Below are 26,086 nucleotides of genomic sequence, written 5' to 3' on the forward strand. Positions count from 1 at the left end.
CGTAAGGGATTCCATGACTTCCGTGATTGCTGTCGTCGTGGCGTACAACCGCCGCGACCTCCTCGCTCAGACACTCGACGGACTGGCGAGTCAGGACCGACCCGTTGACGGCGTTGTCGTGATCGACAACGCCTCGACCGATGACTCCGGTGAGCTCGCACGAGCCCACGATGTCGTCACCGAGGTCGTGACGATGACGGAAAACTTCGGGGGAGCGGGCGGCTTTGCGGCCGGAATGGCGCGGGCTGTTGTCCAGCACGACGCTGACCTCGTTTGGGTCATGGATGATGACACGATCCCCACGCCAACGGCGCTGTCGGCGCTGCTGAAGGCGCGCACGGACTATCCCGGCACGCCAGCGATCCTCGCGTCGCGGGCCGTATGGTCCGATGGCCGCGAGCACCCGATGAACACGCCGCGTAACAGACCTGGTGCCAGCCGCGAGCTCATCGCGGCGGCCCGCGCTATCGGTGCCCGTCAGATCCGTTCGGCTTCGTTCGTTTCGATCCTCATCGACGCGCGCGCGATCTGGGAAGATGGCCTGCCCGAGGCGGATTTCTTCTTGTGGAACGACGATTTCGAGTACACGGCCCGGCTGCTGCGCTACCGCGTGGGGCTGTTCGTCCCCGACTCGGTCGTCCACCATCTCACCCGCACGTTCGGAGCCTCCGAGACCGACCCGGGAGCCAGGTTCTACAACGAGGTCCGCAACAAGATCTGGTTGTTCACCCGCTCGGAAGCTTTCGGTCCGGTCGAGCGGCTCCTGTACGGCGGCCGCTCGGTCCTGCGCTGGGGCCAGACTGTCTACGCGTCGGGGCAGCGTGGCACTCTGTTGAAGCACGCGCGCCGCGGGATGAAGGATGCCGGGAAGGCACCTACGCCCGTCGAGGTCGTACTTGCGAACACTCCGGTCGCCGATGAGGTGCGAGTGATCCAGGCCCGCGCGGGGCGTATCCATGGCTAACCTCCCGCAGTTTTCCGTTCTCATGGCGGTCTACCGCGGAGACAACGCCGTCTTTTTGACCCGAGCGCTGCAGTCGGTCAGCGTTGATCAGGAACTCAAACCAGACCAGATCGTCATCGTGCGTGACGGTCCAGTGCCGACCGAGATCTCTCGGGTTCTTTCACGCGCCGAAGAGATCACCGGCGGAATCCGCGTCGATGTCGTACCGCTGCCAGACAACGTTGGCCTCGCCCGCGCACTGCGCGAAGGACTCAAACACTGCGAGCACGACGTTATCGCGCGTGCCGACGCCGATGACATCTGCCTCCCGAACCGATTCGCGGTCCAGATCCCGCTCATGACGGACCTCGATCTCCTCGGTGCGGGAATCGCGGAGTTCCAGACCGATGAGACCGAAAGCGGGCTCGTACGCAGACTGCCGATGACAGCCGAGGACATCCGTGACGTGTTGCCGCTGCGAGACCCGTTTAACCACCCGTCCGTCGTCTTCCGTGCCTCTGCCGTCAACGCGGCCGGGGGATATGACGACCTGACGAAGATGGAAGACTACTGGCTGTTCGCACGCATGGTGCACGCCGGAGCCCGCGTCGCGAACGTTCCCGATATCCTCGTGCGCTACCGCGTCGGAGCGGGTGCATACTCGCGTCGTGGCGGGCTCGACATGGTGCGTGCCGAAGTCCAGCTCCAGCGCGCGATGTTAGAAGCAGGCATCACCTCGCCGATGCAGTTCGCGCGCAACATCGCGGTCCGCGGCGGGTATCGACTCATCCCGGCAGGGATTAAGAAGGTGCTGTACCGCACCGCAATGAGCACGGGATGGAAACGGTAGCGATGACGATTGTGAGCAACTGGCTGGCAGCGATCCCGTCCTCACTGCTCGTGCTGGCCTGGCTCATTGCACCCGGTGCACTCGCACTCCTCGCGGCACGGGTACGTGGGCTCGCAGTCCTCGCATTTGCGCCCCTGATCTCTCTTGCCGCGATCGCGTGGGTGCCCGTCGTTTTCTCTTTCGCCGGCGTCCCGTTCACGAAGCTCAGTTTTGGGCTCGTCGTCCTCATTGCACTCGTGCTCGTTGCAGGCATCGCCTCGGTTCTGCAGAAGCGATGGCCCATCGTTCGCCCGATTTCAGCGCCGACGTGGCCCGTGCTCCTCGGAACGGTACTCGCCGCGCCGTTTGGGATCCTGCCGGCAATGAAGGCGATCGTCGACCCGAAACTTCCGCCCCAAACCTGGGACGGTGTTTTCCATATCAATGCAGTCCGTTACATCCTCGACACATCCAACGGATCGTCGACGGCTATCGGCGCGATCGCGAATGTCGATCTCAACGCGCAGTTCTACCCCGGTGGATGGCACGATCTTGTTGCCCTGAGTTATACCTCCGACGTCGTCGTCGCGACGAATTCCGCGGCTGTCGTCCTCGGCAGCGTCCTGTTTCCGTTCAGCGTCGCGGTGCTGCTGTCGGTTTTGATGCCGACCTCGCGCTTTGCGCCGATTATCGGAGCGTTCGCCGCGATGAGCTTTTCCTCGCTGCCGGAACGTCCTGCCTCCTATGGAACGCTTTGGCCGGTCATGGCCGCCTATGTCGTGCTGCCGCTCGTGCTCGCGGCACTCGTCCGCTTCACCAAACGCGGCGATGGCGGTGGGCTGGTTGCCCTCGTAGCGGCAATCGTCGGGCTTGCTGGTCTCGGGTTGGTCCACCCTTCATCGATCTTTGCTGCCACCGCGGTTGGCTGGTGGATTCTGCTGTTCTTCCTCATCCGCGCCCGGCGAGAAGCAATCAGCGAGCGCTGGCAACGCATCGTTGCCTGGCTGGGCCTCATCGGCACTCCGGCGATGCTATTCGTGATCTGGAAATCGCCGTTGTTCGAGGTTGTCAAAAGCTGGGAGCGGGATCCCGTCGGGACGATTGGTCGCGAGCTTTTTGGCGTCTTTGCAGACTCGCAACTGAGCGAACAGGGCTACGGTGATCCCGTCCCGGAGTGGGGTCTACTCGTCGGGATCATCCTCGGCCTCATCGTGGCCGCGCGATCGCGGCAGGCCCGCTGGCTGATTCCCGCTTATGCGACCGCTGCCTATTTGTTCGTCCTGTCGTCCGTCGTGCATCTACCGGGCTACCGTTTACTCGCACCGTGGTATTTCGACCCGGTGCGCCTCGGCGCGATTGTGCCAGTAGTCGCTGCGCCCCTCGTCGGTCTCGGTATCGCTTGGGTCGTCGACATGTTCACCGCGAACCGCCCTGCCGTGCTCCGTACAGCCGCAGCCGTCGTGACGGTCGGTGCGCTTGGCCTCACCACGCATGGGTTCAACTACAACCAGGGCTACTGGCTGTTGAAGCTGAACTATGAGTTCAAGAACGAAGACGGCTACAACGCGCTGATCTCGCCCGAAGAAGTCGCGATGCAGCATCGTTTGAAGGGCGAATTGCCCGCAAACGCTCGCGTCATCGGTGACCCTCGGACGGGCGCCGCTCTGCTATACGGCATAGCGGACATCAACGTGTTATACCACCATCTCGATGGCGCCTGGGGGCAGAAGGGCTTCGAAGTCGGCGCGTATTTCGATCAACTCAACATGTCCCACCACATCTGCACGACGCTGCAGTCGCTAGGGATCGACTACTTCTATACGGACGAACGCACCTACTGGCCCGAGAACGACGCGAAAAACAAATACGAGGGGCTGCGTATTGGTCGCAGGCACATCGACCGATTTGAGCTCATCGATTCCGGTGGCGGGGCCGCGCTCTACCGCCTCGCGATCTGCGACCAGCACAAGAACTAGCGGCGGCCGCGGCGCTAAGCGCTAGATCCCGAGCACGGCCTTGGCGATGACGAAGTACATCACGAGGCCCGTAGCATCACAGAACGTGGAGATAAACGGATTGGAAAATACGGCAGGATCCGCGCCGACAGCTTTCGCGATGATCGGCATGACGCCACCGATCGAGGCAGCCATCGTACACACGCTCAGCAGCGTCAATCCGATGACCGTCCCGATCGCCACGCCATAGACGAGGGTGGCGACGCCGAATCCGAGAGCTCCTAGGACAGCGCCAAGCGTGAAGCCGATGCGCGCTTCGCGCCACAGCACAGCAAGGACGTCCTTGCTCCATACATCGCCAAGCGCGAGTGCGCGCGTCACCGTCGTCGCGGCTTGGTTACCGGTGTTTCCACCCGTGCCGGTTAGCAGCGGAATGAACAGCGCAAGGATGACAACCTCGGCCAGGGTGGACTCGAAGATCTCAAGCACCTGAACCGTCAGCACCGCCGAAACTGCAAGGACGAACAACCACACGATCCGCGACTTGACGACGTTCAAGACCGGCGTTGAAAGATAGGGGCGGCGCAGGGGCTCATGGCCGCCGTGACGAGCCACGTCTTCGGTGTCGGCCGCCTCTACGATCTCGAGGGCGTCATCGACGGTGAGGACCCCGACAATCCGATTCTCCCCATCGACGATCGGCATAGCAATCTTGCCGATGGCAAGGAGCTGGCGGGCGGTGTCCTCAGCGTCGTCGGTCGCCTGGGCGCTGATGGGGGAGGTCATGATCTCCGCGATGATGGTGTCCGGGGCGGAGGTGAACATGTCGCGCAGGGAAACCACTCCCACGAGCCGACGGGTGTCATCCATGACCGGGATCATGTAGAGCGTTTCGTACTCCTCGGAGCGAGTGCGCAGCAACTCCAGTGCGTAAGCGGCCGTGCGAGTCTCACGCACCGGCACCACCTCGGGCGACATCCGCCGGCCGATGCTGCCCTTCGGGTAACCAAGCAGAGCCGCTGTCATCCCCCGCTCATGGCGGGAAAGGCCCCGCAGGAGCTTATCTGCGACGGATGCCGGCACCTCATCGAGTAGCGCGGCACGATCGTCGGGGTCGAGATCCGTGAAGATCGACGCAATCTGCTCATCGCGCAGCGCATCGAGCAGGTCGGCTTGGTGGCCGGCATCGAGGGCTTCGAAGACCTCCAGCGCGCGGTCCTTGGCGAGCAGCCTAAACATCACGGCGCCGCGTTTCGCGGGCACGTGTTCGACGACGCTAATGAGGTCAGGGATTGAGGCCTTAGCCGCGAGTGTGGAGAGCTCTGCGATATCACCCGTCGAGATATCGTCGACGAGGCGCTCTTCTAGTTGGGTCAGCATGGTAGCCCCCTTCCTGCACGATATGGTGCCTGGCACATTGGAAATAAAGCATAAAAAATGGCGCCCAACACATGTGGCAGGCCCCTCCAGGGAGTCTACCGCGAATGCCCGAAGTAGGCCGCTAGACTGATGGAACTGCCAAAGCGAAAGCGAGTCTGGAAGTGGATATTGATCTTCTGGTTGTGGGGTCCGGATTCTATGGACTCACCATGGCCGAGAGATGTGCCGAGGAACTGGGCCTTAAGGTCGCGATCATCGAATCGCGTCACCATATCGGGGGCAACGCCTATTCCGAGATCGAACCCGAAACCGGGATCGAGGTCCACCGCTACGGCGCTCACCTGTTCCATACCTCCAATGAACGAGTCTGGGACTACGTCACCCGGTTCACCCAGTTCACGAGCTACATCCACCACGTGCTGACCAACGTGGGTGGCGAGGTTTACCAGATGCCGATCAACCTCGGCACGATCAACCAGTTCTTCCGTGCGGCCTATGGCCCCGAGGAAGCCAAGGCGCTCATCATTGAGCAGGCTCAGGAGCTGGGAGATAAGAGCCCGGAGAATCTGGAAGAAAAGGCGATCTCGCTGATCGGCCGGCCGCTATATGAGGCCTTCGTCAAGGGATACACCGCCAAGCAGTGGCAGACGGACCCCACCGAGCTTCCGGCCGGGATCATCTCGCGCCTGCCGGTGCGCTACACCTATAACGCCCGCTACTTTTCCGACACGTATGAAGGCCTGCCCGTCGACGGTTACACGCCGTGGCTGGAAAAAATGGCTGACCACAAGAACATCGACGTCCACCTTAATACGGACTTCTTCGACACCTCGCAGCCTTTCAACAAGGATTCAGCGGTCGGTCAGATTCCGATCGTCTACACCGGTCCCGTCGACCGCTACTTCGATTACGCCGAGGGCGACCTGTCCTGGCGCACGCTCGACTTCGAAGAGGAAGTCTTGAACGTCGGGGACTTCCAGGGAACCTCCGTCATGAATTATGGCGACGAGGACGTTCCCTTCACCCGGATCCACGAGTTCCGTCACTTCCATCCCGAGCGTGATTACCCGAAGGACAAGACGGTCATCATGCGGGAGTTCTCGCGCTTTGCCGATCGCCATGACGAGCCCTACTACCCGGTGAATACCGCGAAGGATCGCGAACGCCTCGCGGCCTACCGCGAGGCGATGGCCGGCGAGAAGAACGTCCTGTTTGGTGGTCGCCTAGGCACCTACCAGTACCTGGACATGCACATGGCTATTGCTTCCGCACTGTCGGCATACGACAACCGCATCAGCCCGCACATCAAGACGGGTGAACCGATCGTCGCGAAGAACGCATGAGCACTGAGACCCAGCCAATCGACCTGCCCTGGCGAGAACCCGGGCGAGGAAAGGGGCTAGCGGAGGTTTTCTACCGCTTCTACCTGCTCAAACTCATCGTGCACAAGGATCTGCGGGTGCGCTACCGCGGCTCGATCCTTGGCATGCTGTGGAGCTATGTGAAGCCGGCCGTTCAGTTCATCGTCTTCTACTTCGCCGTCGGCGAGTTCTTGCGCATGAACGACCGGGTCGAAAACTACGCAATCTACCTGTTTTCCGGCATCGTCATCGTCAACTTCTTTACCGAATCCTTCGGTAACGCGACGCGCTCGATCGCGGGCAACTATGCGCTGGTCAAGAAGATCTACCTGCCGCGCGAGCTCTTCCCGGTCTCGGCGCTGTGGGTCGCGGCGATCCACTTCTTCCCGCAGCTCGTTGTCCTCATCGTGGGCGCGCTGCTGTTTGGCTGGTCGCCGACGGTCCTGCAGTTGCTCGCAGCGATCGGAGCGCTCATCGTGCTCGCGATCTTCTGTCTTGGGCTTGGGCTGCTCTTTGGCGCGATCAACGTCCTGTTCCGTGACGCGGAAAACCTTGTCGACCTGTTTGTCATGGTCGCGACCTGGGCCTCGCCGGTGCTGTACACCTGGCAGCAGGTCTTTGCCGTGTCGGAGAAAAACGGCGGCTGGCTCTTTCCGATCTACATGCTGAATCCCATCACCCCCGTCGTTGAGGTCTTCCACTGGGCATTTTGGGAACCGACGCAAGGCGCAGGCGGGGGATCACTGCCGCCCAACATGGCGATGTGGATGGCGATTGCGACGGTCATCTCGCTGCTGACGCTGTGGCTCGGCGAATATGTCTTCCGCCGCCTCGACGGCCGGTTTGCGCAGGAGCTGTGATGAACGAAACCGACGTCATCCGCGTCAGCCACGCGGTCAAGAAATTCACGCTCAAGCACACGCATTCGCTCAAGGAATGGGTCGTGTGGAATGCCAAGGGGCGACGGGGTGAGCTTACCGAGTCCTTCACTGCGCTGCGAGATGTCTCCTTCAACCTGCGCCAGGGCGAGACCGTCGCGCTGCTGGGATTCAATGGCTCCGGCAAATCGACGATGCTCAAGCTCATTTCCGGCGTCATGCGCGCCGACGGCGGGGAGATCCGCGTGCGCGGCAAGATTGCGGGACTCATTGAGGTTGGCGCGGGCTTTCACCCGGACCTGACCGGCCGCGAGAATATCTACCTCAATGGCGCGATCCTCGGCATGAGCGAAGATGAAATCAATGCTGCCTTTGACGACATCGTGGCGTTTTCCGAAATCGAGCAGTTCATCGACACCGAGGTGAAGTTCTACTCCTCGGGCATGTTCTTGCGGCTCGCTTTTTCCGTCGCGGTCCATACCAATCCCGATATCTTCCTGATCGACGAGATCCTGGCCGTCGGGGACGAACCATTCCAGAAAAAATGCCTGAAGCGCATCGATGAGCTGAAGGCCGAAGGCAAATCGCTCGTCATCGTCTCCCACGACCTCGACCTCGTGGCGAGCATGTGTGAGCGTGGCATCCTGCTGCGCAAGGGCGAACTTGTCTTCGACGGCGACGTGCACGAGGCGGTCGCGATGATGCGAGAAAACCGAGAGGAAAACTAGTGGATATTGCTCGCGCATACGAGCTGTTGACCGCGGCATTAGCCGACCACGACGTCCGGATATCGCTGAGCGAGGAGGCTCGCGAGGTCCTGTCCCAACTGGATGAGCGCTGGCTGGTCAGCGCGATCTCGCCGTTGACGCTGACGTACCCGGACCGAACGATCATGCTGCGGGTGTTTCTGTGTGACACCCAGCCGCTGGAGGACCGCAACACGCTGCGCGATATCCGCCCGAGCGACGTGGCACTGCCCGTGGCGCACGGCGTCATTATCGTGACGCCGACCGGGGGCGGGGTGGGCGAACCTCATCACCGTTACCTGCTGATGCCCTCGGCGCGCGTGATGGCGGGCGAGGCCCGCTACATCTTCGTCAAACCCGATTCGCTCAAGGGCAAGGCGATGAGCCAGGTCTACCGCCGGCTGTACGGCAAGGCGCCGATCATGCTCGACCGATACCGCCAGTCCCGCAATTCCGCCTACCAGCAGACCTGGCAGGCCACCGCTCCCGAGCTTGCGACCGCCGCCCCGCTCATTCGGCGCGAGGGTGATGCGCCGTGGATGTGGGTGGCGATGCACTGGCTGGAGAACGGCGGTGCCGAATCCTGGGCGTTCCGACAGGCCGAGCTCGCCCGCGATGCGGGCTACAAGATCCTCATCACCGTCGACCGCGGAGCGCCGCAGCGGCTGCTTGGACGCGCCTACGAGATCGCCGACGAGGTGTTCTTGTGTGCGCAGACCTTCGGGGTGAAAGAGCGCGCGCCCTTCGTCGAAGCGCTGCTGCGCACCTACCGCCCCGTCGCGATCCACATCCACCACTCGGTGCTCGCCTACGAGCACCTGGGACTCGTGCGCACACTGCTGCCCGATACGCGCGTGGAGGATTCGGTGCACATTGTCGAGCATCGCGGCGGCGGTTACGTCGCTGATTCCGTCCGCGCCTCGCGCCTGATCGACCTGCACCACGTCATCAGCCCGCAGCTGCGCGAAATCTACCTGCGCGAGGCGGGCATCGCGCCGGAGAAGGTCGCCTACTATCCGCTAACGGGGCTCACGGCGCGCGCGAGCGCCGAGGCGAGCGGCGAGATTCCCGCGCGGCCCCGTGCCGCGCTGCGGGTCGGCTTCCTAGGCCGAATGAGCCTGCAAAAGCGCCCGTTCCTCTTCGTCGACGTGGCGCGACGGCTGCACTTGAGCGCTCCGCAGGACTTCGAGTTCGTCATGCAGGGCAGCGGCGAGCTCGAGCATTACACTCGCGACCACCTGGCCAGAGCTGGCCTCGCCGACGTTGTGACGACCCGCGCCTGGGGACCGGTCACCGATTTCCTTGCTGAGATCGATGTCCTGCTCATCCCGAGCGATAACGAAGGCCTGACGCTCACCTCGCTGGAGGCCACCAGCGCCGGCGTGCTCGTCGTGAGCGCGGACGTCGGCTCCCAGATCACCGTCGTCGCGCCCGGCGCGCTGCTGCCGCGAGAGCCCAACGCCTTCGTGGCGGGCGCCGTCGAGCTGTTGCGGCGCCTGGCTGCCGATGACGGGGAGCGCCGCAGCCTCATTGCCCGCCAGCGCGGCCTCGTTGCCGATCTGGCCTCGCGCACCAGCGCCGAAGAGTTCTATACCGATCATTACGCCACAACCGCCGTGGCGAAGACCAAGGAGTAAGCATGCGCGTTGCCGCCGTCGTCGTCACCTATAACCGAGCCGACCTGCTGGAAAAAACCCTCGCCGGACTTGAGGCGCAGGACCGGCCCGTGGACCGCATCATCGTCGTCGACAATGCCTCCACCGACCGCACCCCGCAGATGCTCAGCGAGCGCGAGGCCGCCGTTCCCACGACGGTGACACGGCTGAAGAAGAACACCGGGGGAGCGGGCGGCTTCGCCCACGGCATCCAGGCCGCCTTCGGGGCGGGCTATGACGCCTACTGGATCATGGACGACGACACGGTGCCGCGGCCCGGTGCGCTCGCGGAGCTGCTGACCGGCGTCGATTCCTTCGCCGAACGTCACGGACACGTCCCCTCCTTTGCCTGCTCGATGGTGCTGTGGACCGACGGGGAGCTGTGCGAGATGAATACGCCCGACACGACGTGGGACTGGCCGCGCGATATGGCGCATGGCAAGGGCTACCAGCTCGTGAAGTCCTGCTCGTTCGTCTCCTGCCTCATCACCGCCGATGCCGTGCGCGAATGCGGACTGCCCTATCGCGAGTACTTCATCTGGTACGACGACGCCGAATACACGATGCGCCTGAGCAAGTTCCGCCCGGGCATCTTCGTCGCCGACTCCAAGGTCGATCACCTGCTCGGGGAAAACCGCGGCGTGAATTTCGGCGACGTCACCGACGCCAACGTCTGGAAGTTCGAATACGGTGTGCGTAACCAGATTTCGGCGGCGTTTTCGCTGCGCTCGCCGACGATCGCGGTCCAGCTTGCCGAAAACATGCTCAAGCAGCTGCACGGCTCCGGCGTGAGCCCTAAGCTCCGGCTCCGGCTCTTAAAGGCCGGCCTGAAGGGCCTCGTGTTCCACCCCAAGAAGCGCTTCGCTCGCACCGTCCGCTAGTCCGCACACTCCCGCACATCGCCATAATCAACCCGGCAGGCTCGCGCCGCGTGCGGGCCCGTTGGAGCCTGCCCAGGGCGTCCCAACTCGCTCTTGCCGATCGCTACGTTCAAGGTGAATCACCACCGAAAGGACAGCGATCATGCGAAAACCAACCACATTGCTAGCCGGGGCCCTCGCCCTTGCGCTACTCGCCGGGGCAGGGGGCTGCGTCGGCGCGAAACACGCCGGTGGCAACACCACCTGCAAGGACTACCTCACGCTGGACAAGGGCGATAAGCGCGATGCCATCAAGGCGTTTCTCTCCGATAGTGGCAAGTCAGATCCGTCCAACGCTGAAATCTCGCTGAGCGTCATGTCCGCGACGCTGTACTGCAAGACGGCCGGCTCGGATTCGGACCCCATCAGCAACATCGGCGGGAACTGACATGCCTGAATGGTTACTCGCAGTGCTCGTTTTCGGCACAATATTCGGCATTCCCATCGGGTGGGGCATGCTCCTCTGGCTGACACCGACCATGGGGTTCGGTTGGGAAACCCTCGTCGCCATTGCCCTGGCCGGATACGGCATTTACCTGCTGTGGCCAGGCCGGCGGAGCTTCTGGATCGTCTTTTAGCTAGCCACTATCGGCACGGATCACGCAGCGGCAGCGCCTGTTCCTGCGTCGCGACGGCGGCGCAGTCACCCGCAAAGTCGCGATCGATCGCGACGATGGAACCGCCGGCCAGCAGCTGGGAGGCGAGCTGGCGCACGAGCTCATGGTTCGTGGCGGGGCGGATCATCAGGCGCTGCGCGCTGCCACCGTCGAGCAGCTCATCGAGATCCGCGTAACGCAAGTTCGGGCCGGCCAGCGCGACAGCCGTCGGGTCAAGCGGCGGCATCGCACCGAGCTGATCGGCCGCGCTCATCACCTCCGCGTTCGCATCGCTCACCATGGGCGGCAGCTCACCGTCGTAGCTCATGGCGAGCGCGGGCAGCGCGAGGGCGAGCACATCGCCCGACGTCTCAGCCCAGGCTTCGGGCCGATCGGTGAGGATCACATCCGGGTCATCAATTTCACGGAAGGTGACGGCACCGCCCGCGAGCCACGTGGCGTGCGCCCACACGAAGGCGCGCCACGTCGGGGGCAAATCGACAAACAGCGTGTCACCCGGGGCGAAACCGGCGTCGAAAACCAGGAAATTTGCTGTCTTTGCGACCCACCGGGCGAGGACCGCACCGGAGAGTTCCGTGCGTTCGTCGGCGGAATACCACGTCACGGCGGGGGTGGATCGGGAAGCGAAAGCGGCCAGGAGATGGCCCGGATCATGGCGCAGGGGCATAGCTGCCATCATACGTCCGGACAGATATACCACCGATCCACTTGACGAAGGTGAGTGACACGCGTGTAATTTAGAGACAGACAGCTAATGCAACGAACGGAGTGCGACCGTGTGGAACATCCTGGGTGACGGCCCAATCTCCGCTCGCGGCGGCGGGAACGCCCCCGCGTTCGCCGACCCCTATGACGGCATCGAGTACGGGTCCCCCGCCTGGTATGAACTCGCACTATGCGCACAGACCGATCCGGAGGCCTTCTTCCCCGAAAAGGGCGGCTCCACGCGCGAGGCTAAGCGCGTGTGTGCCTCGTGCCCCGTCGCCAAGAAGTGCCTGGAATACGCGCTAGAAAACGATGAACGCTTCGGCATCTGGGGCGGTAAGTCCGAGCGCGAACGTCGACTCTTGAAGCGGCGCATCAGCTGATTTTTCCTCGATGACCTCACCTGTTCATCACGCTCAGGACGTCACCGCCGTCGTCGTGACGTGCGGCGATACTCCCTATCTCTCCCGGACGCTCAGCGCGCTTGCCGCGCAACAACGCCTGCCCGCCCGCCTGCTGGTGATCGATGTGGCGGCACCCGGCCGCGACGTCGGCTCCGGGCGGCCGTTGCTCGACGTCATCGCCGAGACGATCGACGAGGTACGGCTCCCCACCCGCATCGTCGGCGCGCCTGCTGCGCGCAATTTCGGCGACGCCGTGCGGCTCGGGCTTGCCGAACATGCCGAGCTCGTCGCAAAGGCCGAGCGGCGCCACGAAGCACGCACCGGAGAAATCCCGGTCGTCACGCCCGATACCGTGGCGTGGCTGTGGCTGTTGCACGATGACAGCGCCCCGGATGCGGCGGCGCTTTCGGAACTGCTCAGAGAGGTCGAACTTGCCACCTCCCTTGGGCTCGCGGGCTGTAAACAGCGGGAGTGGGCGCGGCCCGATCGGTTGATCTCCGCGGGTATCCATGCGACGCGCGCGACGCGGCGCTACCTGGAGACCGACGTCGACGAAATCGACCAGGGCCAGCTCGATCACCGCTCCGATGTCCTGGCGGTTTCCACTGCAGGGGCGCTGATTCGGCGCGATATCTGGGCGGCACTCGACGGCACCGATCCTCACCTTGGCCCATTCAACGACGGGCTCGAACTCTCGCGCCGGGTGCGGCTCGCCGGCTACCGCGTTGCCGTCGTGCCCGACGCCATCGTCTACCACGCGCAGGCCTCCTATCACGACCTGCGTGGCGACAATGAGGGCGCGGCGCCCGATGTTCGCCGCTCCTTTGGCGCGCGCCGGGCAGCGCAGCTGCACACCTGGATCTCCGGGGTGGCGCCCTGGCAGGTCCCGCTTGTCTACCTCGCTATCGCGCTGCTGACGCCCTTGCGGGCGCTGTGGCGGGCCGCGCGCAAAGACTTCGATCTGCTGGGCGCCGAGCTGAAGGCGGGCTGGCACGTTCTTTCCCACCCGAAGCATTGGCGACTCACGCGCACCCGCACGGAGGCCGTACGCACGGTGCCGCGCGCGACGCTCGACCGGATCTATACGCCACGCTCAGCCATCGGGGCGCGCAAGCGCGAACTGCGGCGCAGCGCGCGCGATGCCCGAGCGGCCGCCGAGGCACCGAGCGAGCTCGAGCTCGCGGAACTCTCGCGGCTGGCCAAGCGTCGCCGGGCCGCGCTAGGCGCCCTCATCCTCGCGCTCGTGGCGATCGGCATCTGGGTGGTGCGCCCGCCGATGTCCGCCGGAATCTACGAGGGCGGCGGGCTGCTGCGAGCCAGTGGGTCCTTCCTGGAGACGCTACGCGCCGCAAGTTCCGGGTGGGTCGACGTGGGCCTTGGTCATGAGGGTCCACCCGATACGCTGCTGTGGGCACTCCTGCCGGGGCTCCTCGTCACCGGCGATCTCGCCACGCTCATCCCGCTGGCATATTGGCTCGCCGTCCCGGTGGCGGGAATTGGCGCATGGTTCGCCGCCGGCGCCGGAACGCGGTCCGTCGCGATTCGCGCCTGGGCGGCAGTTGCCTGGGCGATTGCTCCCAGCTACATTCCGGCGCTGCACACGGGGCAGCTGGGGCCCGCGCTGGCGCACGTCGCACTGCCATGGCTCGTGCTCGCGCTCGTGCGCGCCGTCGGTGCCGAACGCCGCGACCACGTCGATTCCGGCATGGTTGGTGCCAAGCGCGTCGATCGTGAGGCGCTGCACGCGAGCCGCGAGTCCGAACGCGTGAGTGAAAACTGCGATGGCCGTCCTTCGGGCGACGACGCGCTGACTCAGGTAGACAACGCCCAGGCGGACGATGCGCCGACGGACAAAGCGCCGACGGACAGAGCCCCGACGGACGATGCGCCGACAGACGTCGAGGCATCTGCGGCAGGGGAGACCCGCGAGGAACCATTGCCTGCCACCGTCACGACGCAGGAAGTGCCGGCCCCGTCCGCGCCCGTCGTGACAAAGACCAACGTCGCCGCCGCAGCAGGTGCCGCGATCGCGTTCGCGGTCGCCACCGCCGGAGCGCCCGTCCTGCTGCTGCCCGGCATCATCTTCCTGTGGCTCGCGCAGCTCACTATTGCCCACCATCGCCTCGCCTTCCTCCTCATCCCGCTGCCGGCACTCGTCCTGCACACCCCGCGACTGATCGCGATGGCCTCGGAGGGACTGTGGCAGCTCGCCGTCTCGACCTCGGGGCTGCCGCAACCCGGCGCGAACGGGGACCCGCGTGCCGCGCTTATCGGTTTTGCTACGGCCCTACCCACGGGTGAGCTGGGCGTCCTGCCCCTGGCGATCGCTGCCTGGGTTGGCGGCGGCATCGTGCTGGTCTTCGCGCTCGTGGCACTCGCTCGCCGCGGCGGCACGTCACTCGCCGTGCGCCTCGGCTGGTTCGCCGTCGTCCTTGCCCTCGCGAGTATCCTTGCCGTGCGCAACATCGTCGTCGCCTACGTTGGCGGCGAGGCCATCACCGCCGCGACGGCACCACTCGTCTCCCTTCTGCTCGCGGGCCTCTTCGTCGCCGCGATCGCCGGCGCGAGCGGCCTGAATGCGCAGCTCGCCGCCCACGATTTCGGCTGGCGGCACGGCCTCGCGGCGCTCGCGGGCATCCTCGCACTGCTCGTGCCGCTGTCCTGGGCCTTGATCTTTGGCCCCTCGGCCGCCTCGCGCATGCAAGTCGCCGTCGCGACTGAGCCACCCACTCCGGCGCTCGCCCAGCAGCTCGCCTCCGGCGCGGGCCAGGAGCGGACGCTGCTGCTCACGCCCGCCCCCGACGACTCGCTCCGCGCTGACGTCGTGCGCACCGACGGTCGCACCATGCTCGCGTCCGCCTCCGTCATCGCGGTGCGCGCCCTGCACGAAGAAAGCGACCCGGCCGCCGATGCGTTGCGCGGCGCGGTCGCGGATCTCGCGGCCGGGGGATCGGAACGCGCGGCAGGCGATCTGGGTCGCGCGGGCATCGGCGTCATCGTCGTGCCACCCGCGGACAAACTCGACGCCAGCGTCAACCAATCTGCGCATGCCACGCTGCTCACGGGGCTGGACGCCACGCCCGGCATCTCGCGCGTGACCGTGAACCGATCGGGAACGGTCTATCGGATCGATATCGACGCCGTGACTGCGCGCGCCCGCATCCTCGACGACGGGCAGGAACGTCCACTTGCCTCCAGCGGCACCGGCCTTGCCACGGACGTGCCCGCCGGCGGAGCCGGCCGCCAGCTCATCCTCGCCGAGCGCGCGGATGCCGGCTGGCAGGCACGCTACGACGGCGTAAGCCTTGGCACGGCCGGCGACGATTGGCGCCAAGCCTTCGATCTGCCCGCCCACGCCGGCGAATTACACGTGCGCTACCGGCCTGACTATCAACCTTACTGGGCCATCGGCGGGATCCTCACGGCCGCGCTTACCGCGCTGCTCGCGATCCCGCGGCCCCGCCGAGAGGTACGCCCATGAGAGTCCGGACGATCCTCGCAGCCCTCACCGCGATCGTGCTGGTGGGAGCCGTCACCGCGCTCACGCTCATCAATCCCGACGTACGCCCGCCCAATCCCGCGGCCGCCCCGCACGTCACGAGCGTCGAGCTCGCCCCGCAAGACGTCACCCAGGTCTGCCTCACCGGAACCCACGTTGAAGGACAAGCCCAGGGCGACGAAGAGTTCGGCGATAAATCGGCCGCCACCCGCACCCTGACGTCGGCTAGCGTCATCGCACGCTCCGGCGAGGGCGCGCCGTCGGCAACGTATCAGCGCACCGGCGATGCCCAGACCTTCGCCCTGTCCGGCCCCGCGGCCGCCGTACTGTCGATCGACAACGAACGCGCCCCCGGCATCATTACGGCGCCCCCGGCCGGCGGCGCCCGCGCGGCCCTCGTCGGCGGCACCGTCACACTCAACTCCGGCGGTGACGCGCGCGGCCTCGGCGCGGCCACCTGCCAACCTCCCACGACGGACGCCTGGCTCCTCGGCGGTGCCACGACCCTCGGCGCCAGCGCGGAACTCGTCCTCGTCAACCCGACGAAGACCGTGGCTACGGTGACGACGTCGCTGTATTCCGAGCGCGGCCCCGTCGATGCCCGCACCGCCGCGACCACCTCCGTCGCCCCCGGCGCCACGGAACGCGTCCTGCTCGAGTCGTCCGCGAGCGATATCGAACGCCTCGCGGTGCACGTCTCGGTCACCGGCGGCGCGATCGTGCCCGCGATCGTCTACGGCGGCCTCGACGGCATCACCCCGCTCGGCACCGGAATCATCTCGGCCGGTCAGGGCCCCGCCCGCAGCCAACTCATAGCGGGGGCCGCACTGGCCGGTGGCAAGGCCGACGCCCTGCGACTCGTCAACCCCGGTGAGGGCCCCGCGCGCGTCTCGGTGCGCCTCATTGGCGCCGACGGGAGCGCCGAGCTCCCGGGCGCCACGGACCTGACGATCGATCCGGGCGCGGTCCAAGACGTTGTCCTCGACGCCGTAGCCGAGGGCGATTACGCCATCGCCGTCACCGCCAGCGAGCCCATCCTTGCCGCCACCCGCACGACGATCGATGGCGAGGGCGGGGCCCGCTCCACGACGTGGGTACCCTCGGCGCAAGCCTCCGCCGAGCTCCTCGTGCCCATCATCACCGCCGACGGCCTAGCCGCGCGCGTTTCCCTCGTCTCCGGGGAGGCCGCCGCCACCGTCACCTACCGGCCGGTACTTGCCGACGGCTCGCTCGGCGACGAAGCAAGCCTTCAGGTCCCCGCGACGACGGAACGCACCCTCTCTCTGCCCGAGGGCGCGCGAGCCGTGCGCCTGACCGCCAGCTCACCGATCAGCGCCGCGACGATCTTGTCGATGAGCGACGCGGGCCTCGGCGCCATCCTGCCCGCGATCGAGGACTCCGACGTTCGGCGCACCGTCGCGGTACGCCTCGGCGATTTCGACTAGCGCCTCCTAGCGGCAATCAGCGCTGCTAGCCAACGACGAACCCCCTGCCACCGGATTCTTGGTGGGAGGGGGTTTCCTCTTTGCTACGTCTTCGTGCGGGTGTGCGTTAGAAGGGTGGTGGTCCGTTGAGGGCTTCGTCGAAGCGCCAGTCGTTGGCTAGGGTGAAGCCGCGCGGCTGTCCTGCCGCGCTTGTCTGGGTTGCCTCAGGTGTCATCGCGGTATCGGTGTTCGCGGGGGTGGCGTGGGGTTGATCGTCTGGGCCGGGTGGCGCGCCTGGTTTAGGGATGGCAACAATGGGCGACGTGAGGCGCGGATGGTAGATCGGCTGTTGGTCGGGATCGATCCGGCGGGGTGGCCGAGCTGCGGGGATCCCGTTCTCATCGATGATGATGGTCCAGCTGTTGGGGTCGCCGGGTGGTTTCTCGACTCGGGGATGATGCCGCGAGCACACCAAGGCAAGGTTGGTGAGGTCAGTGGGGCCACCACTTTCCCAAGAAATAATGTGGTGCGCTACGCACCCTTCGGGTGGGTCGGTGCACATCGGGAAGACACACCCGCCGTCCCGGAGGGCTAGGAGTTTTCGAAGTTTTTTGGAGGCGAGGCGGGTTTCTCGTCCGCGGTCTGCTTCGCGCGTGTCCCAAATGTGGCGGGTACGCTCCGGAAAAGCGAGCAGCGCATCGTCTGCTGACACTATGTGCGGGGCGGGCGGCGCCGGAGTCAACACCTCAGCGCTGGGACGTGAGGTGTCGCCGTAGGTGAAATCGTCGTCTGCCATGATGCGGTCGATGAGCGACTCGGCATCATCTTCAAAGGAGTCCGCTTCCGGGCCCTCGATGCCAGCACCGTTGCCGCTGTTACCACCGGAGTGATTCGGGTCGGGACGGGTACCTCCGCCACCGTTGCCGTAGGGGCCGGGACCATCAAACGGATCCTGCCCATCGAAGGGGTCTTCGTCGTTGAAGGACTCGACGCCGTCGAAGAGATCTTCGGAAGGATGTTGATCTGTCGGGTCCTGGCCGGTGTCGTTTCCGGTGAGGTGGGTGAGGTCGTCTGGCTCGGGTGGGTAGTGCCCGGTCATGGTGGTAAACAAGGCATCCAACAAGCGGGTTTTACGGTCGGCGGCTTTGCGGGTTTTGCTGTGGCGTTGGGCTCTGGCGATGGCTTCGGCCTTCTTCTCCAACGCCGGCATCAAAATACGTAAATACTCCGTGGGGATGTGAGCGAACAGGTTCGCCCCGAACTCACCGTCTTGGATGAGCGTGATCGCGAGCCCCCGCTCCTGGAAGGACTGTTTCCTGCGTTTGGCGGTGGCGGCGTTGTTGGCTTTGCGTAAGGCTTCGTCGAGCATCTCTAGGGTGGTGCGGCATTTCTTACGGAACTCACCCGGCACCGGAGTCTCCGCCTCCTTCAACAATGCTGCTTCGACGTGGGGGAACTCGGTCTGGCTGTAGTGGGGCCGCATCTTCTCCAACGTCTTAACCGCGGTATGCAGGTTTTCTTGCGAGATGCGGGAGGCTGCGGCGGCTTTCAATACGTTCGGAAACTCTGCTTGGCTACGGGCGGTGCGGATCTCGCTGGTGGCAGCATTCTTCGGGATGCGGCGTTCTTCAGCGATCACGTCCGCCATAGATAAACCATCGATCTCGGCAGCACCCGCCTGGTCTGCGGCAGCAATAATCTGCGTCCGCAGTGTGGCCACGGCGTTGTAGGCGCGTTCGATGTTGCGGGCCGCGATCAACTTATGCAGCGCCTCCGGTAGATCAACACCGTTCTCGACCGCTGCCGCGAGGATCCCGATCCCGAGATTCAGTAGGTCTTCCGACACGACCGGAGCAGATCCTGCAGCGGGATGGGTGGTGGGCACATCAAGACCAGCCGCTTCGAACAGTGACTGCAGTTCCATAATGCGCCTCCCTCCAAACCGGATGTTCTCTGCCTGCTGCCGGTGCTGCAAGCGACTACCAGAAGGAAACCAAATGCCACAACCCCGAAAATCGAACACCCACCCAGAACAGGAATGCGAGAGGCATCGGGAGGCGGGGTGTGGAGAACAACGGCCAGGCCAACAAGCCCACACCACAGAGCCACAAGGTCAACAGACCGCAACAATCACACCCTCGCGCGCGCACGCGCAGGCGCGCGCAGGTGGGTAAACGCGTGGGCGCGTGTGTACGCGCGTGTACGCGCGTGAGCGAGCGGGAGTACACGCGCGGGCGCGGGCGGGGGATGCTCCGGCGAGGGATGCCCCGGGCGGGGGATGCTCCGGCGAGGGATGCCCCGGGCGGGGATGCTCGTCGGGGATGGTTGGGCCGGGAGGCGCGGCTAGCGGGTCGCGGCGATCGCCTGCTTGAGCGCGCCGAGCACGAGCGCCACCGAGCGCGGCTGCGCATTGTGGCCCATGAGCCCGATCCGCCACACCGAGTCCGCGAACTCGCCGACGCCCGCCCCGATTTCGATCGAGAACGTCTCAAGGAGGTAGGCGCGCACCTTGGCCGAGTCGACCCCGTCGGGTACCCGCACCGTCGTTAGCTGCGGCAACCGGTATCCATCGGCGGCGAAGAGCTCGAGACCCATCTCCTGCAGGCCTTCCTGCAGCGCCGCGCCGGCCGCCTCGTGACGCGCGGTGACGGCGTCGAGGCCCTCGCTAAGGATCCGCGTGAGCGCGGCGTGCAAGGAGACGACCATCGCCGTCGGCGCGGTGTGGTGGTAGGTGCGTTTGCCGCCGGCGTCGCCGCCGACATAGCCGCCGAGCAGGCCGAGATCGAAGTACCACGAGGTGGGGCGCTCGACGCGGCGCTCGAAGGCGCGGTCGTTGATGGTGAAGGGCGCAAGCCCGGGCGCGACGGAGAGGCACTTTTGGGTGCCCGCGTAGGCGACGTCGATTCCCCAGTCGTCGACGGCCAGTGGCATGCCGCCGATCGAGGTGACGTGGTCGGTCAGCAGCAGCGCATCGCCCTTGCCGGCGCCGAGTGCGGCGACGTCGTTGCGTACGCCGGTGGAGGTTTCGGCGTGCACGGCGCAGATGATTGCGGGGCTGGGGTGGGCGCGCAGCACGTCGTCGGGATCAAGGGGGCGGCCCCACTCGGATTCGACGGGCACGACGCGCGCGCCGAGTCGGGAGGCGAGCTCGGCCATGCGCTGGCCGAAGAGCCCGTTGATCGCGACGACCACGACGTCGCCGCGGTGAACGGTGTTAACGAAGGCGGCTTCCATGCCGCCCGAACCCGTCGCGGACAGCGGCAGGGTGCGCGCATTCGTCGTGCCCCACAGCGTGCGCAGCATCTCGCAGGTCTCGTCCATGAGCTGAATGAAGACGGGATCGAGGTGGCCAAGCAGCGGCCGCACGAGGGCAGCGTCGGCCTCGGGGTAGGTATTCGTCGGGCCGGGGCCGAACAGCGAGCGATCAATGAGGGGCGCGTCAGGTGTCATATCACCGACGGTAGCACCGGGCGCGCGTTAGAGCGGGAAATCGGGATCGAGGTCCGTCACCGCGACGCCCAGGATCTCGGCGCACTGCTCGATCAGGACGTAGTGCGTGAGCTCGTCGATCTCGGCGACGGAGGCGCAGCGCGTGGCGATGGGCAGCCGGTAGAGCACGACGCGGTATTTCAGGCCGTGGCTGCGGTCGGCGGCGAAGGTGCGGGCAAGGGTGATCCCGCGCGCCTCAAAACGCGAGGGGTTGGACGGTGGCACTTCCTCGACGGCGAATTCGACGGCGGCAAGGCGCGGATGCTCGGTCATGAGGGCGCGTACGTGGCCGGTGACAATATCGTCGAAGATTTCGCGCTTGGTGCGCCAGCCCGGTAGCGCCGGGGGCAGCAGGGGGCCGCGAATGCCGCGGCCGTGGCGATCGCGTCGCCGACCGGCGCGGCGCGGGGGAACCATCGGCAGGAAGGGCACGGTCTTAGCCTAGGCCAGATCCAGGTACCATCGAAGGGTGAAATCCGTCCGCCCGTGCGTTCGACCAGGCTGCACTCGCTCCGCCGTCGCGACGTTGACCTACGTCTACGGCGATGCCCAGATGATCGTCGGGCCGCTGTCCGTCAAGGCGGAGCCGCACGCCTACGATCTGTGCGAGGAGCACGCCCGCACGCTGACCGCGCCGCGCGGCTGGGATGTCATCCGGCTGCAGGTCGACTATCAGGCTGCCGCGCCCTCCACCGATGACCTGACAGCGCTGGCCGATGCGGTGCGCGAGGCCTCCAAGCGCCCCAAACCCTATGTGCCGCCCACCCGCCGCCTCGCCGCGCGCGATATCACCGAGCCGAGCGCCGGTGCGGCGCGGCCCAACCTTCGCATCGTGCACAGCCAAGGAGAAGACGATGACTGATCTGCCCGCGTGGGTGAGCGCTGCGCTGCGCTGCCCCGTCACCGGAGCCGAGCTGCGCTACAGCGATGAGCATGGCGGCTGCTTTCGTACCGTCGGCGTGAGCCCGACGCGCTCCTATCCGGTGCGCGAGGGGATCCCGCTGTTGCTCGCCGAGCGCGCCATCGTCGGCGACTAAAGCCCGTTGCGCTCCTCGGACCGCACATAGGAGAGGTACTCCTCGTTACGGCGCCGCACGAGGACGGCGGCGAGGAAGCGCTCCGGGTGGGTGCCGGCGGGCGCCGCGGGGGAGACGTAGGCCTCCACCTCACTTGCTAACGCTTCGGCGTGCGTGCGGCGCGCCTCAGGGTTCAGCGTCGCGGCGCGCGTGAGGAAAATGCGGGCGCGCGTCGTCAGGGCCGAGGGGATCGGTCCGATGTCGACGGTGCGCACCCAGGCGCTGAGTTCGGGCGGCATGAGCAGCGGATAGGCGGTGGCCTCTACGTCGCGTATCCGCACGACGTAGGTACCCGCGAGCATGTCGCCCAGGCGTCGGCCGCGCGCGTTGGACAGCGAGACCACCGTCGCGAGTGCGCCGAACGTCAGCCAGTTCTCCACGACGCCGACGAGCGAGCGGACAAAGACGTGCCGCACGCGCACCGGGCCGCCGTCCTCGCGTAGCACACGAATTCCGACGACGGTCTTGCCAAGCGAGCGCCCGCCCGTCGCCCACTCCAGGACGAACGGGATGCCGAAGGTCAAGATGGCGATGCCGACGACGGCGAGCGTCTGGCCCTGGGCGGCGTTGTCCGGTGGCACGTAGCGCAGAATCATGGTGATCGAAAACAGCGCGGTCGCGCCCCACAGGGCGGCATCGATCGCGCCGGCGAGGGCCCGCAGCGGCACCGAGGCGGGCCGGACCTCCAGCTCGATCGCCTCGCCGGTGATGATGGATTCTTTTCCGCCCGGCGACGTGACTGACATTGCGGTGCTCATATATGGCACATTACAGGTGTGGATACCGATGCATATAGCGCCTACCGCGGGGCGAAGTGGAATCGGCTCGATGAGCTGGCCGGGCGGCGCTCGCTCACGGGCGAGGAGATCGATGAGCTTGCGCAGCTGTATCACGCGACCTCGCGCGACCTCTCGCTCATTCGCACCGCGGCGCCAGATCCGAGCGTCATCTCGCGGCTGTCGATTTCGGTGGCGCGGGCGCGCGCCCGGCTGACGGGCTCGGAGAATTTCTCGCTGGCGGGTATCGCCAAGTTTTTTATCGTGACGCTGCCGCTCGCGTTTTACCGGGTGCGCTATCAAACGCTCGCGGCGGGGCTACTGTTCGTGCTCGTCGCGGTGGCCTACGGGTACGCATTCTATCATTCGCCGGCGATGCAGGCCCAGGTGGGCACGCCCTCGCAGCTGCGGCGGTACGCCGAGGAGGCCTTCGTCGCGTACTACACGAACTATCCCGCGCCAGATTTCGCCGCCCAGGTGTGGACGAATAATGCGTGGATCGCGGGGCTCGTCGTCGGATCGGGTATCACCGGGGTGCTGCCGGCCTACGTCATGTACGTCAACGCGACGGGGGTGGGGCAGGCGGGCGCCGTCATGGCGATGCACGATCACCTCGACGTGTTTTTCTACTCGATCCTGCCTCACGGGCTGCTGGAGCTGACGGCGATCTTCATTGCGGCCGGGGCGGCGTTCAAACTGTTTTGGGCGTGGGTCTCGCCCGGTAATCGCACGCGCGCGAGGGCGCTGGCCGAGGACGGCAGGACGCTCGCGATCGTCGCGGCGGGCCTCGTTATCGTCCTCGGGGTCTCTGGCCTCGTCGAGGGCTTTGTTACGGGTTCGGAGCTGCCGACGCCGGTGAAGATCGCCATCGGCGCGCTCGCGCTCGCGGCGTATTGGGCCTACACGCTCTACTTTGGTGCGCGTGCCCGCCGGCTGGGCTTCGATGGCGACCTCGCCGACGATGATGCCGGCTACCGCCAGCTGGAGGGCGCGCTGCGCTAGAGCTTGCCGGTGGCCTTGAGCTGCAGGTACATATCGGCCAGGTCCGGCGGGAGGGCGTCGGCCGAGGATTGCACGACGAAGGCTCCGGTGCGGGCGAGGGCCGCTACCGCGTCGCGCGCGGAGAGCAGGGAGCGCTCGGCGGCCGCGGCGGTGTAGATCTCGGAGAGGTCCTCGCGGCGCTGGGTCAGGTCATTGAGCTCGGTATCGTAAGCGCCGGCGACGACGACGGTGTGCTGGGCGGCGAGCGCCGCGACGGCGGTGCGCATGGAGCCGGAGATGACGCTGGAATCGAGCGCCGTCGCGATGACGACGAGGCTGCGCTGGGAGACGGTGCGGCGCACGAGGGAAGCCGCGAGCTGCCAGTCGGTCTCCCCGAGGTTGGGTTCGACGTCGGCGAGGCCCACGGCGAGCTCATGCATGAGCGTCGTCACCGAACTGGAGCGCACGTGGGCGCGCACGGCGGTGTCGACGGCCAGGACATCGATGCGGTCCCCGGCGTGGCCGGCGAGGGCCGCGAGCAGCAGCGTCGCCTCAATGGAGGCATCGAGCCGGATTTCGTTGCCGAGGCGCACAGCGGACAGGCGTCCGGTGTCGATGATGACGACGACGCGGCGGTCACGCTCGGGACGCCAGGTGCGGACCATGACGTCCTGGGCGCGGGCCGTGGCGCGCCAGTCGATCGCGCGCACATCATCGCCGATGACGTATTCACGCAGCGAGTCGAATTCCGTGCCCTGGCCGCGGATGTTGACCGAGGATTGGCCGTCCATTTCGCGCAGCCGCGCCAGGCGCGAGGGCAGGTGCTGGCGGGCGTGAAATGGCGGCAGGACAAGCAGCGAGCCCTCGACGGTGCGCGTGCCGGTGCGGTAGGCCAGCCCCAGCGGGCCGGCGACGCGGATCGCGACCTGCTGGCTGCGGCGTTTGCCGCGCCGAACCGGCATGAGCTCGGCTGTGAAGCGTCGCCGCTCCTGCGGCGGGATCGTCAGGCGCCCGGACTCGGGCTGGATGCGGGCGGTGGGCTGCCACACGTCGCGCAGCTGGATGCGGGCCGTGCGGCTGCCGCCGTTATAGACGGCGAGCGAGGTTACGGCGCTCGCGCCGAGGCGTACCGTCGTCGGGTCGGTGGAGCGCACAAAGGACAGCGTCGCGGGTTTGGGCGCGAGCACAACGTCGAGCGCGATCAGGATCGCGAGGATCACCGCCCACAGCGCCACCGTCGAGGCGACGGGGCGCACCGCCACGAGGATGATCCCCAGGGCGGCAAGGATGACGGAGCGGTGGGTGAGCGCCATGGCTAGCGCGGCACCGGGACGTTGGAGAGCGCGGAGCCGATGACCTGCTGCGTGCTGATGCCCTCGAGCTCGGCTTCGGGGCGCAGCGAGACGCGGTGGCGCAGGGTGGGCAGGGCGAGGGCCTTGACGTCATCGGGCGTGACGAAGGTGCGGCCGGAGAGCCAGGCCCAGGCGCGCGAGGCGGCCAGCAGCGCGGTGGCGCCACGCGGCGAAACGCCGAGCTTGAGCGAGGGCGAGACGCGGGTCGCGCGCACGATGTCGACGGCATAGGCGAGCACGGCCTCATCGACGTCGACCTCGGCGACCTCGGCGCGCGCCGCCGCGAGGTCCGCGGGCGAGGCGACCGGGCGCAGGCCCGCGCCGTGCAGGTCACGCGGGTTGAACCGGTGCGCGTGGCGGCGCATGATCTCGATCTCGTCCTCGCGCGGGGGCACGGGCAGGACGAGCTTGAGGAGGAAGCGGTCGAGCTGGGCCTCAGGCAGCGGGTAGGTGCCCTCGTATTCGACGGGGTTTTGCGTCGCGACGACCATGAATGGATCTGGCAGCGCGCGCGGTGTGCCGTCGACGGAGACCTGGCGCTCTTCCATCGCCTCCAGCAGCGAGGCCTGGGTTTTGGGCGGCGTGCGGTTGATCTCGTCGGCGAGCAAGAGGTTGGTAAAGACGGGGCCTTCGCGGAACTCGAACGCGGAGGTCGCGGCGTCGTAGATCATCGAGCCCGTGACGTCGCCCGGCATGAGGTCCGGCGTGAACTGCACACGCGTCGTCTTGACGTCTAGGGTTGCCGCGAGCGAGCGCACGAGCAGCGTCTTGGCGACGCCCGGCACGCCCTCGAGCAGGACGTGGCCCTGCGCGAGCAGTGCGATGACGAGCCCGGTGATGGCGCTGTCCTGACCGACGACGGCCTTGCCGATCTCGCTGCGCAGCGCGGCCAGGCGCGAGCGCGCCGGCGATTCGCTCGGCGGGGCAGGGCGGGCGGGGTCCGCCGGGGGGGGGCGCGCAGGGCCAGCCGGGGGGGGCGCGGCGGGGGGGGCGGGCGCGGGGGGCGGCCGGGGGGGGGGGGGGGGGTGCGCCCGCGGCGGGGCCGCGGCCGCCGGGGGGGGGGGGGGGGCACGCGGGCGGGCGGCCCTTGAGAGCG

At 66.4% G+C, this 26,086-nt stretch carries 24 protein-coding genes; 16 read left to right on the top strand and 8 right to left on the bottom strand.

Going from position 1 to position 26,086, the window contains the following annotated elements:
- The first annotated feature begins 13 nt into the window (after positions 1-13).
- The 3 genes from MUN85_RS02135 to MUN85_RS02145 are packed head-to-tail and all read left to right on the top strand — an operon-like array spanning position 14 to position 3,748.
- Complete coding sequence (locus MUN85_RS02135; protein WP_073715613.1) at positions 14-964, top strand: glycosyltransferase; 951 nt, start codon at positions 14-16, stop codon at positions 962-964.
- Positions 957-1,793 (top strand): glycosyltransferase, encoded by an 837-nt coding sequence (locus MUN85_RS02140; protein WP_250505186.1) that lies wholly within the window; start codon positions 957-959, stop codon positions 1,791-1,793. The genes MUN85_RS02135 and MUN85_RS02140 overlap by 8 nt, the downstream gene beginning before the upstream one ends.
- The gene (locus tag MUN85_RS02145) at positions 1,781-3,748 is read left to right on the top strand and encodes a DUF6541 family protein (protein ID WP_250505187.1); all 1,968 of its coding nucleotides are present in this window, start codon (positions 1,781-1,783) and stop codon (positions 3,746-3,748) included. The genes MUN85_RS02140 and MUN85_RS02145 overlap by 13 nt, the downstream gene beginning before the upstream one ends.
- Positions 3,749-3,769: 21 nt before the next feature.
- Here MUN85_RS02145 and mgtE read toward each other — a convergent pair whose 3' ends face one another.
- Positions 3,770-5,107 carry a magnesium transporter gene (gene mgtE, locus MUN85_RS02150; protein ID WP_250505188.1) on the bottom strand — a complete coding sequence of 446 codons (1,338 nt, stop codon included), beginning with the start codon at positions 5,105-5,107 and terminating at the stop codon, positions 3,770-3,772.
- Between the two features lie 161 nt (positions 5,108-5,268).
- Between mgtE and glf the strand changes: the two genes are divergently transcribed.
- The 7 genes from glf (at position 5,269) to MUN85_RS02185 (ending at position 11,245) form a co-directional block, all read left to right on the top strand.
- On the top strand, positions 5,269-6,450 hold the full coding sequence (glf, locus tag MUN85_RS02155) for a UDP-galactopyranose mutase (RefSeq protein WP_348647928.1): 1,182 nt from the start codon (positions 5,269-5,271) through the stop codon (positions 6,448-6,450).
- Positions 6,447-7,328, top strand: a complete 882-nt coding sequence (locus tag MUN85_RS02160) for an ABC transporter permease (protein ID WP_250505190.1) — start codon at positions 6,447-6,449, stop codon at positions 7,326-7,328. The genes glf and MUN85_RS02160 overlap by 4 nt, the downstream gene beginning before the upstream one ends.
- Positions 7,328-8,074, top strand: coding sequence for an ABC transporter ATP-binding protein (locus MUN85_RS02165; protein ID WP_250505191.1), 747 nt, complete (start codon positions 7,328-7,330; stop codon positions 8,072-8,074). The genes MUN85_RS02160 and MUN85_RS02165 overlap by 1 nt, the downstream gene beginning before the upstream one ends.
- Entirely contained in the window at positions 8,074-9,729 is a 1,656-nt protein-coding gene (locus MUN85_RS02170) for a glycosyltransferase (RefSeq protein ID WP_250505192.1), read from the top strand. Before MUN85_RS02165 ends, MUN85_RS02170 begins: the two co-directional genes overlap by 1 nt.
- A gap of 2 nt (positions 9,730-9,731) precedes the next feature.
- Complete coding sequence (locus MUN85_RS02175) at positions 9,732-10,628, top strand: glycosyltransferase family 2 protein (RefSeq protein ID WP_250505193.1); 897 nt, start codon at positions 9,732-9,734, stop codon at positions 10,626-10,628.
- A gap of 142 nt (positions 10,629-10,770) precedes the next feature.
- On the top strand, positions 10,771-11,055 hold the full coding sequence (locus MUN85_RS02180; protein WP_250505194.1) for a hypothetical protein: 285 nt from the start codon (positions 10,771-10,773) through the stop codon (positions 11,053-11,055).
- A gap of 1 nt (position 11,056) precedes the next feature.
- Complete coding sequence (locus MUN85_RS02185; RefSeq protein WP_250505195.1) at positions 11,057-11,245, top strand: hypothetical protein; 189 nt, start codon at positions 11,057-11,059, stop codon at positions 11,243-11,245.
- Between the two features lie 7 nt (positions 11,246-11,252).
- Here the strand turns inward: MUN85_RS02185 and MUN85_RS02190 are convergent, their stop codons facing one another.
- Positions 11,253-11,951, bottom strand: a complete 699-nt coding sequence (locus tag MUN85_RS02190) for a TIGR03089 family protein (RefSeq protein WP_250505196.1) — start codon at positions 11,949-11,951, stop codon at positions 11,253-11,255.
- Between the two features lie 109 nt (positions 11,952-12,060).
- On the opposite strand from MUN85_RS02190, the gene MUN85_RS02195 reads away from it, so the two are divergent.
- The 3 genes from MUN85_RS02195 to MUN85_RS02205 are packed head-to-tail and all read left to right on the top strand — an operon-like array spanning position 12,061 to position 17,337.
- Positions 12,061-12,372, top strand: a complete 312-nt coding sequence (locus MUN85_RS02195) for a WhiB family transcriptional regulator (RefSeq protein WP_431603532.1) — start codon at positions 12,061-12,063, stop codon at positions 12,370-12,372.
- Between the two features lie 10 nt (positions 12,373-12,382).
- A complete protein-coding gene (locus MUN85_RS02200; RefSeq protein WP_250505197.1) occupies positions 12,383-15,874 on the top strand; it encodes a glycosyltransferase in 3,492 nt (1,163 codons plus the stop codon).
- The gene (locus MUN85_RS02205; RefSeq protein WP_250505198.1) at positions 15,871-17,337 is read left to right on the top strand and encodes a DUF5719 family protein; all 1,467 of its coding nucleotides are present in this window, start codon (positions 15,871-15,873) and stop codon (positions 17,335-17,337) included. The genes MUN85_RS02200 and MUN85_RS02205 overlap by 4 nt, the downstream gene beginning before the upstream one ends.
- A gap of 106 nt (positions 17,338-17,443) precedes the next feature.
- On the opposite strand, the gene MUN85_RS02210 is transcribed toward MUN85_RS02205, so the two are convergent.
- From MUN85_RS02210 to MUN85_RS02220, 3 genes are all read right to left on the bottom strand, one after another.
- Positions 17,444-19,240 (bottom strand): HNH endonuclease signature motif containing protein, encoded by a 1,797-nt coding sequence (locus tag MUN85_RS02210; protein ID WP_250505199.1) that lies wholly within the window; start codon positions 19,238-19,240, stop codon positions 17,444-17,446.
- Between the two features lie 419 nt (positions 19,241-19,659).
- Positions 19,660-20,766: a pyridoxal-phosphate-dependent aminotransferase family protein gene (locus MUN85_RS02215; RefSeq protein WP_250505200.1), complete on the bottom strand. Its 1,107-nt coding sequence runs from the start codon at positions 20,764-20,766 to the stop codon at positions 19,660-19,662.
- Between the two features lie 27 nt (positions 20,767-20,793).
- Positions 20,794-21,237 (bottom strand): metallopeptidase family protein, encoded by a 444-nt coding sequence (locus MUN85_RS02220; RefSeq protein WP_250505201.1) that lies wholly within the window; start codon positions 21,235-21,237, stop codon positions 20,794-20,796.
- Positions 21,238-21,274: 37 nt separating this feature from the next.
- Here MUN85_RS02220 and MUN85_RS02225 point away from each other — a divergent pair, with 37 nt between their 5' ends.
- Positions 21,275-21,667, top strand: coding sequence for a DUF3499 domain-containing protein (locus MUN85_RS02225; protein ID WP_250505202.1), 393 nt, complete (start codon positions 21,275-21,277; stop codon positions 21,665-21,667).
- The gene (locus MUN85_RS02230) at positions 21,660-21,842 is read left to right on the top strand and encodes a Trm112 family protein (protein WP_250505203.1); all 183 of its coding nucleotides are present in this window, start codon (positions 21,660-21,662) and stop codon (positions 21,840-21,842) included. The genes MUN85_RS02225 and MUN85_RS02230 overlap by 8 nt, the downstream gene beginning before the upstream one ends.
- Here MUN85_RS02230 and MUN85_RS02235 read toward each other — a convergent pair.
- Positions 21,839-22,627, bottom strand: a complete 789-nt coding sequence (locus MUN85_RS02235; protein ID WP_250505204.1) for an RDD family protein — start codon at positions 22,625-22,627, stop codon at positions 21,839-21,841. The two genes, MUN85_RS02230 and MUN85_RS02235, sit on opposite strands and share 4 nt — an antisense overlap.
- 30 nt (positions 22,628-22,657) lie before the next feature.
- Here MUN85_RS02235 and MUN85_RS02240 point away from each other — a divergent pair, with 30 nt between their 5' ends.
- Positions 22,658-23,659 carry a stage II sporulation protein M gene (locus MUN85_RS02240; protein WP_250505205.1) on the top strand — a complete coding sequence of 334 codons (1,002 nt, stop codon included), beginning with the start codon at positions 22,658-22,660 and terminating at the stop codon, positions 23,657-23,659.
- Here MUN85_RS02240 and MUN85_RS02245 read toward each other — a convergent pair.
- Both MUN85_RS02245 and MUN85_RS02250 read right to left on the bottom strand, forming a co-directional pair.
- Positions 23,656-24,951 (bottom strand): DUF58 domain-containing protein, encoded by a 1,296-nt coding sequence (locus MUN85_RS02245; RefSeq protein WP_250505206.1) that lies wholly within the window; start codon positions 24,949-24,951, stop codon positions 23,656-23,658. The genes MUN85_RS02240 and MUN85_RS02245 overlap by 4 nt on opposite strands.
- Positions 24,952-24,953: 2 nt before the next feature.
- Entirely contained in the window at positions 24,954-25,883 is a 930-nt protein-coding gene (locus MUN85_RS02250) for an AAA family ATPase (RefSeq protein WP_250505212.1), read from the bottom strand.
- Between the last annotated feature and the right edge of the window lie 203 nt (positions 25,884-26,086).

The organism is Bowdeniella massiliensis, from assembly GCF_023634005.1.
GTDB lineage: Bacteria > Actinomycetota > Actinomycetes > Actinomycetales > Actinomycetaceae > Bowdeniella > Bowdeniella massiliensis.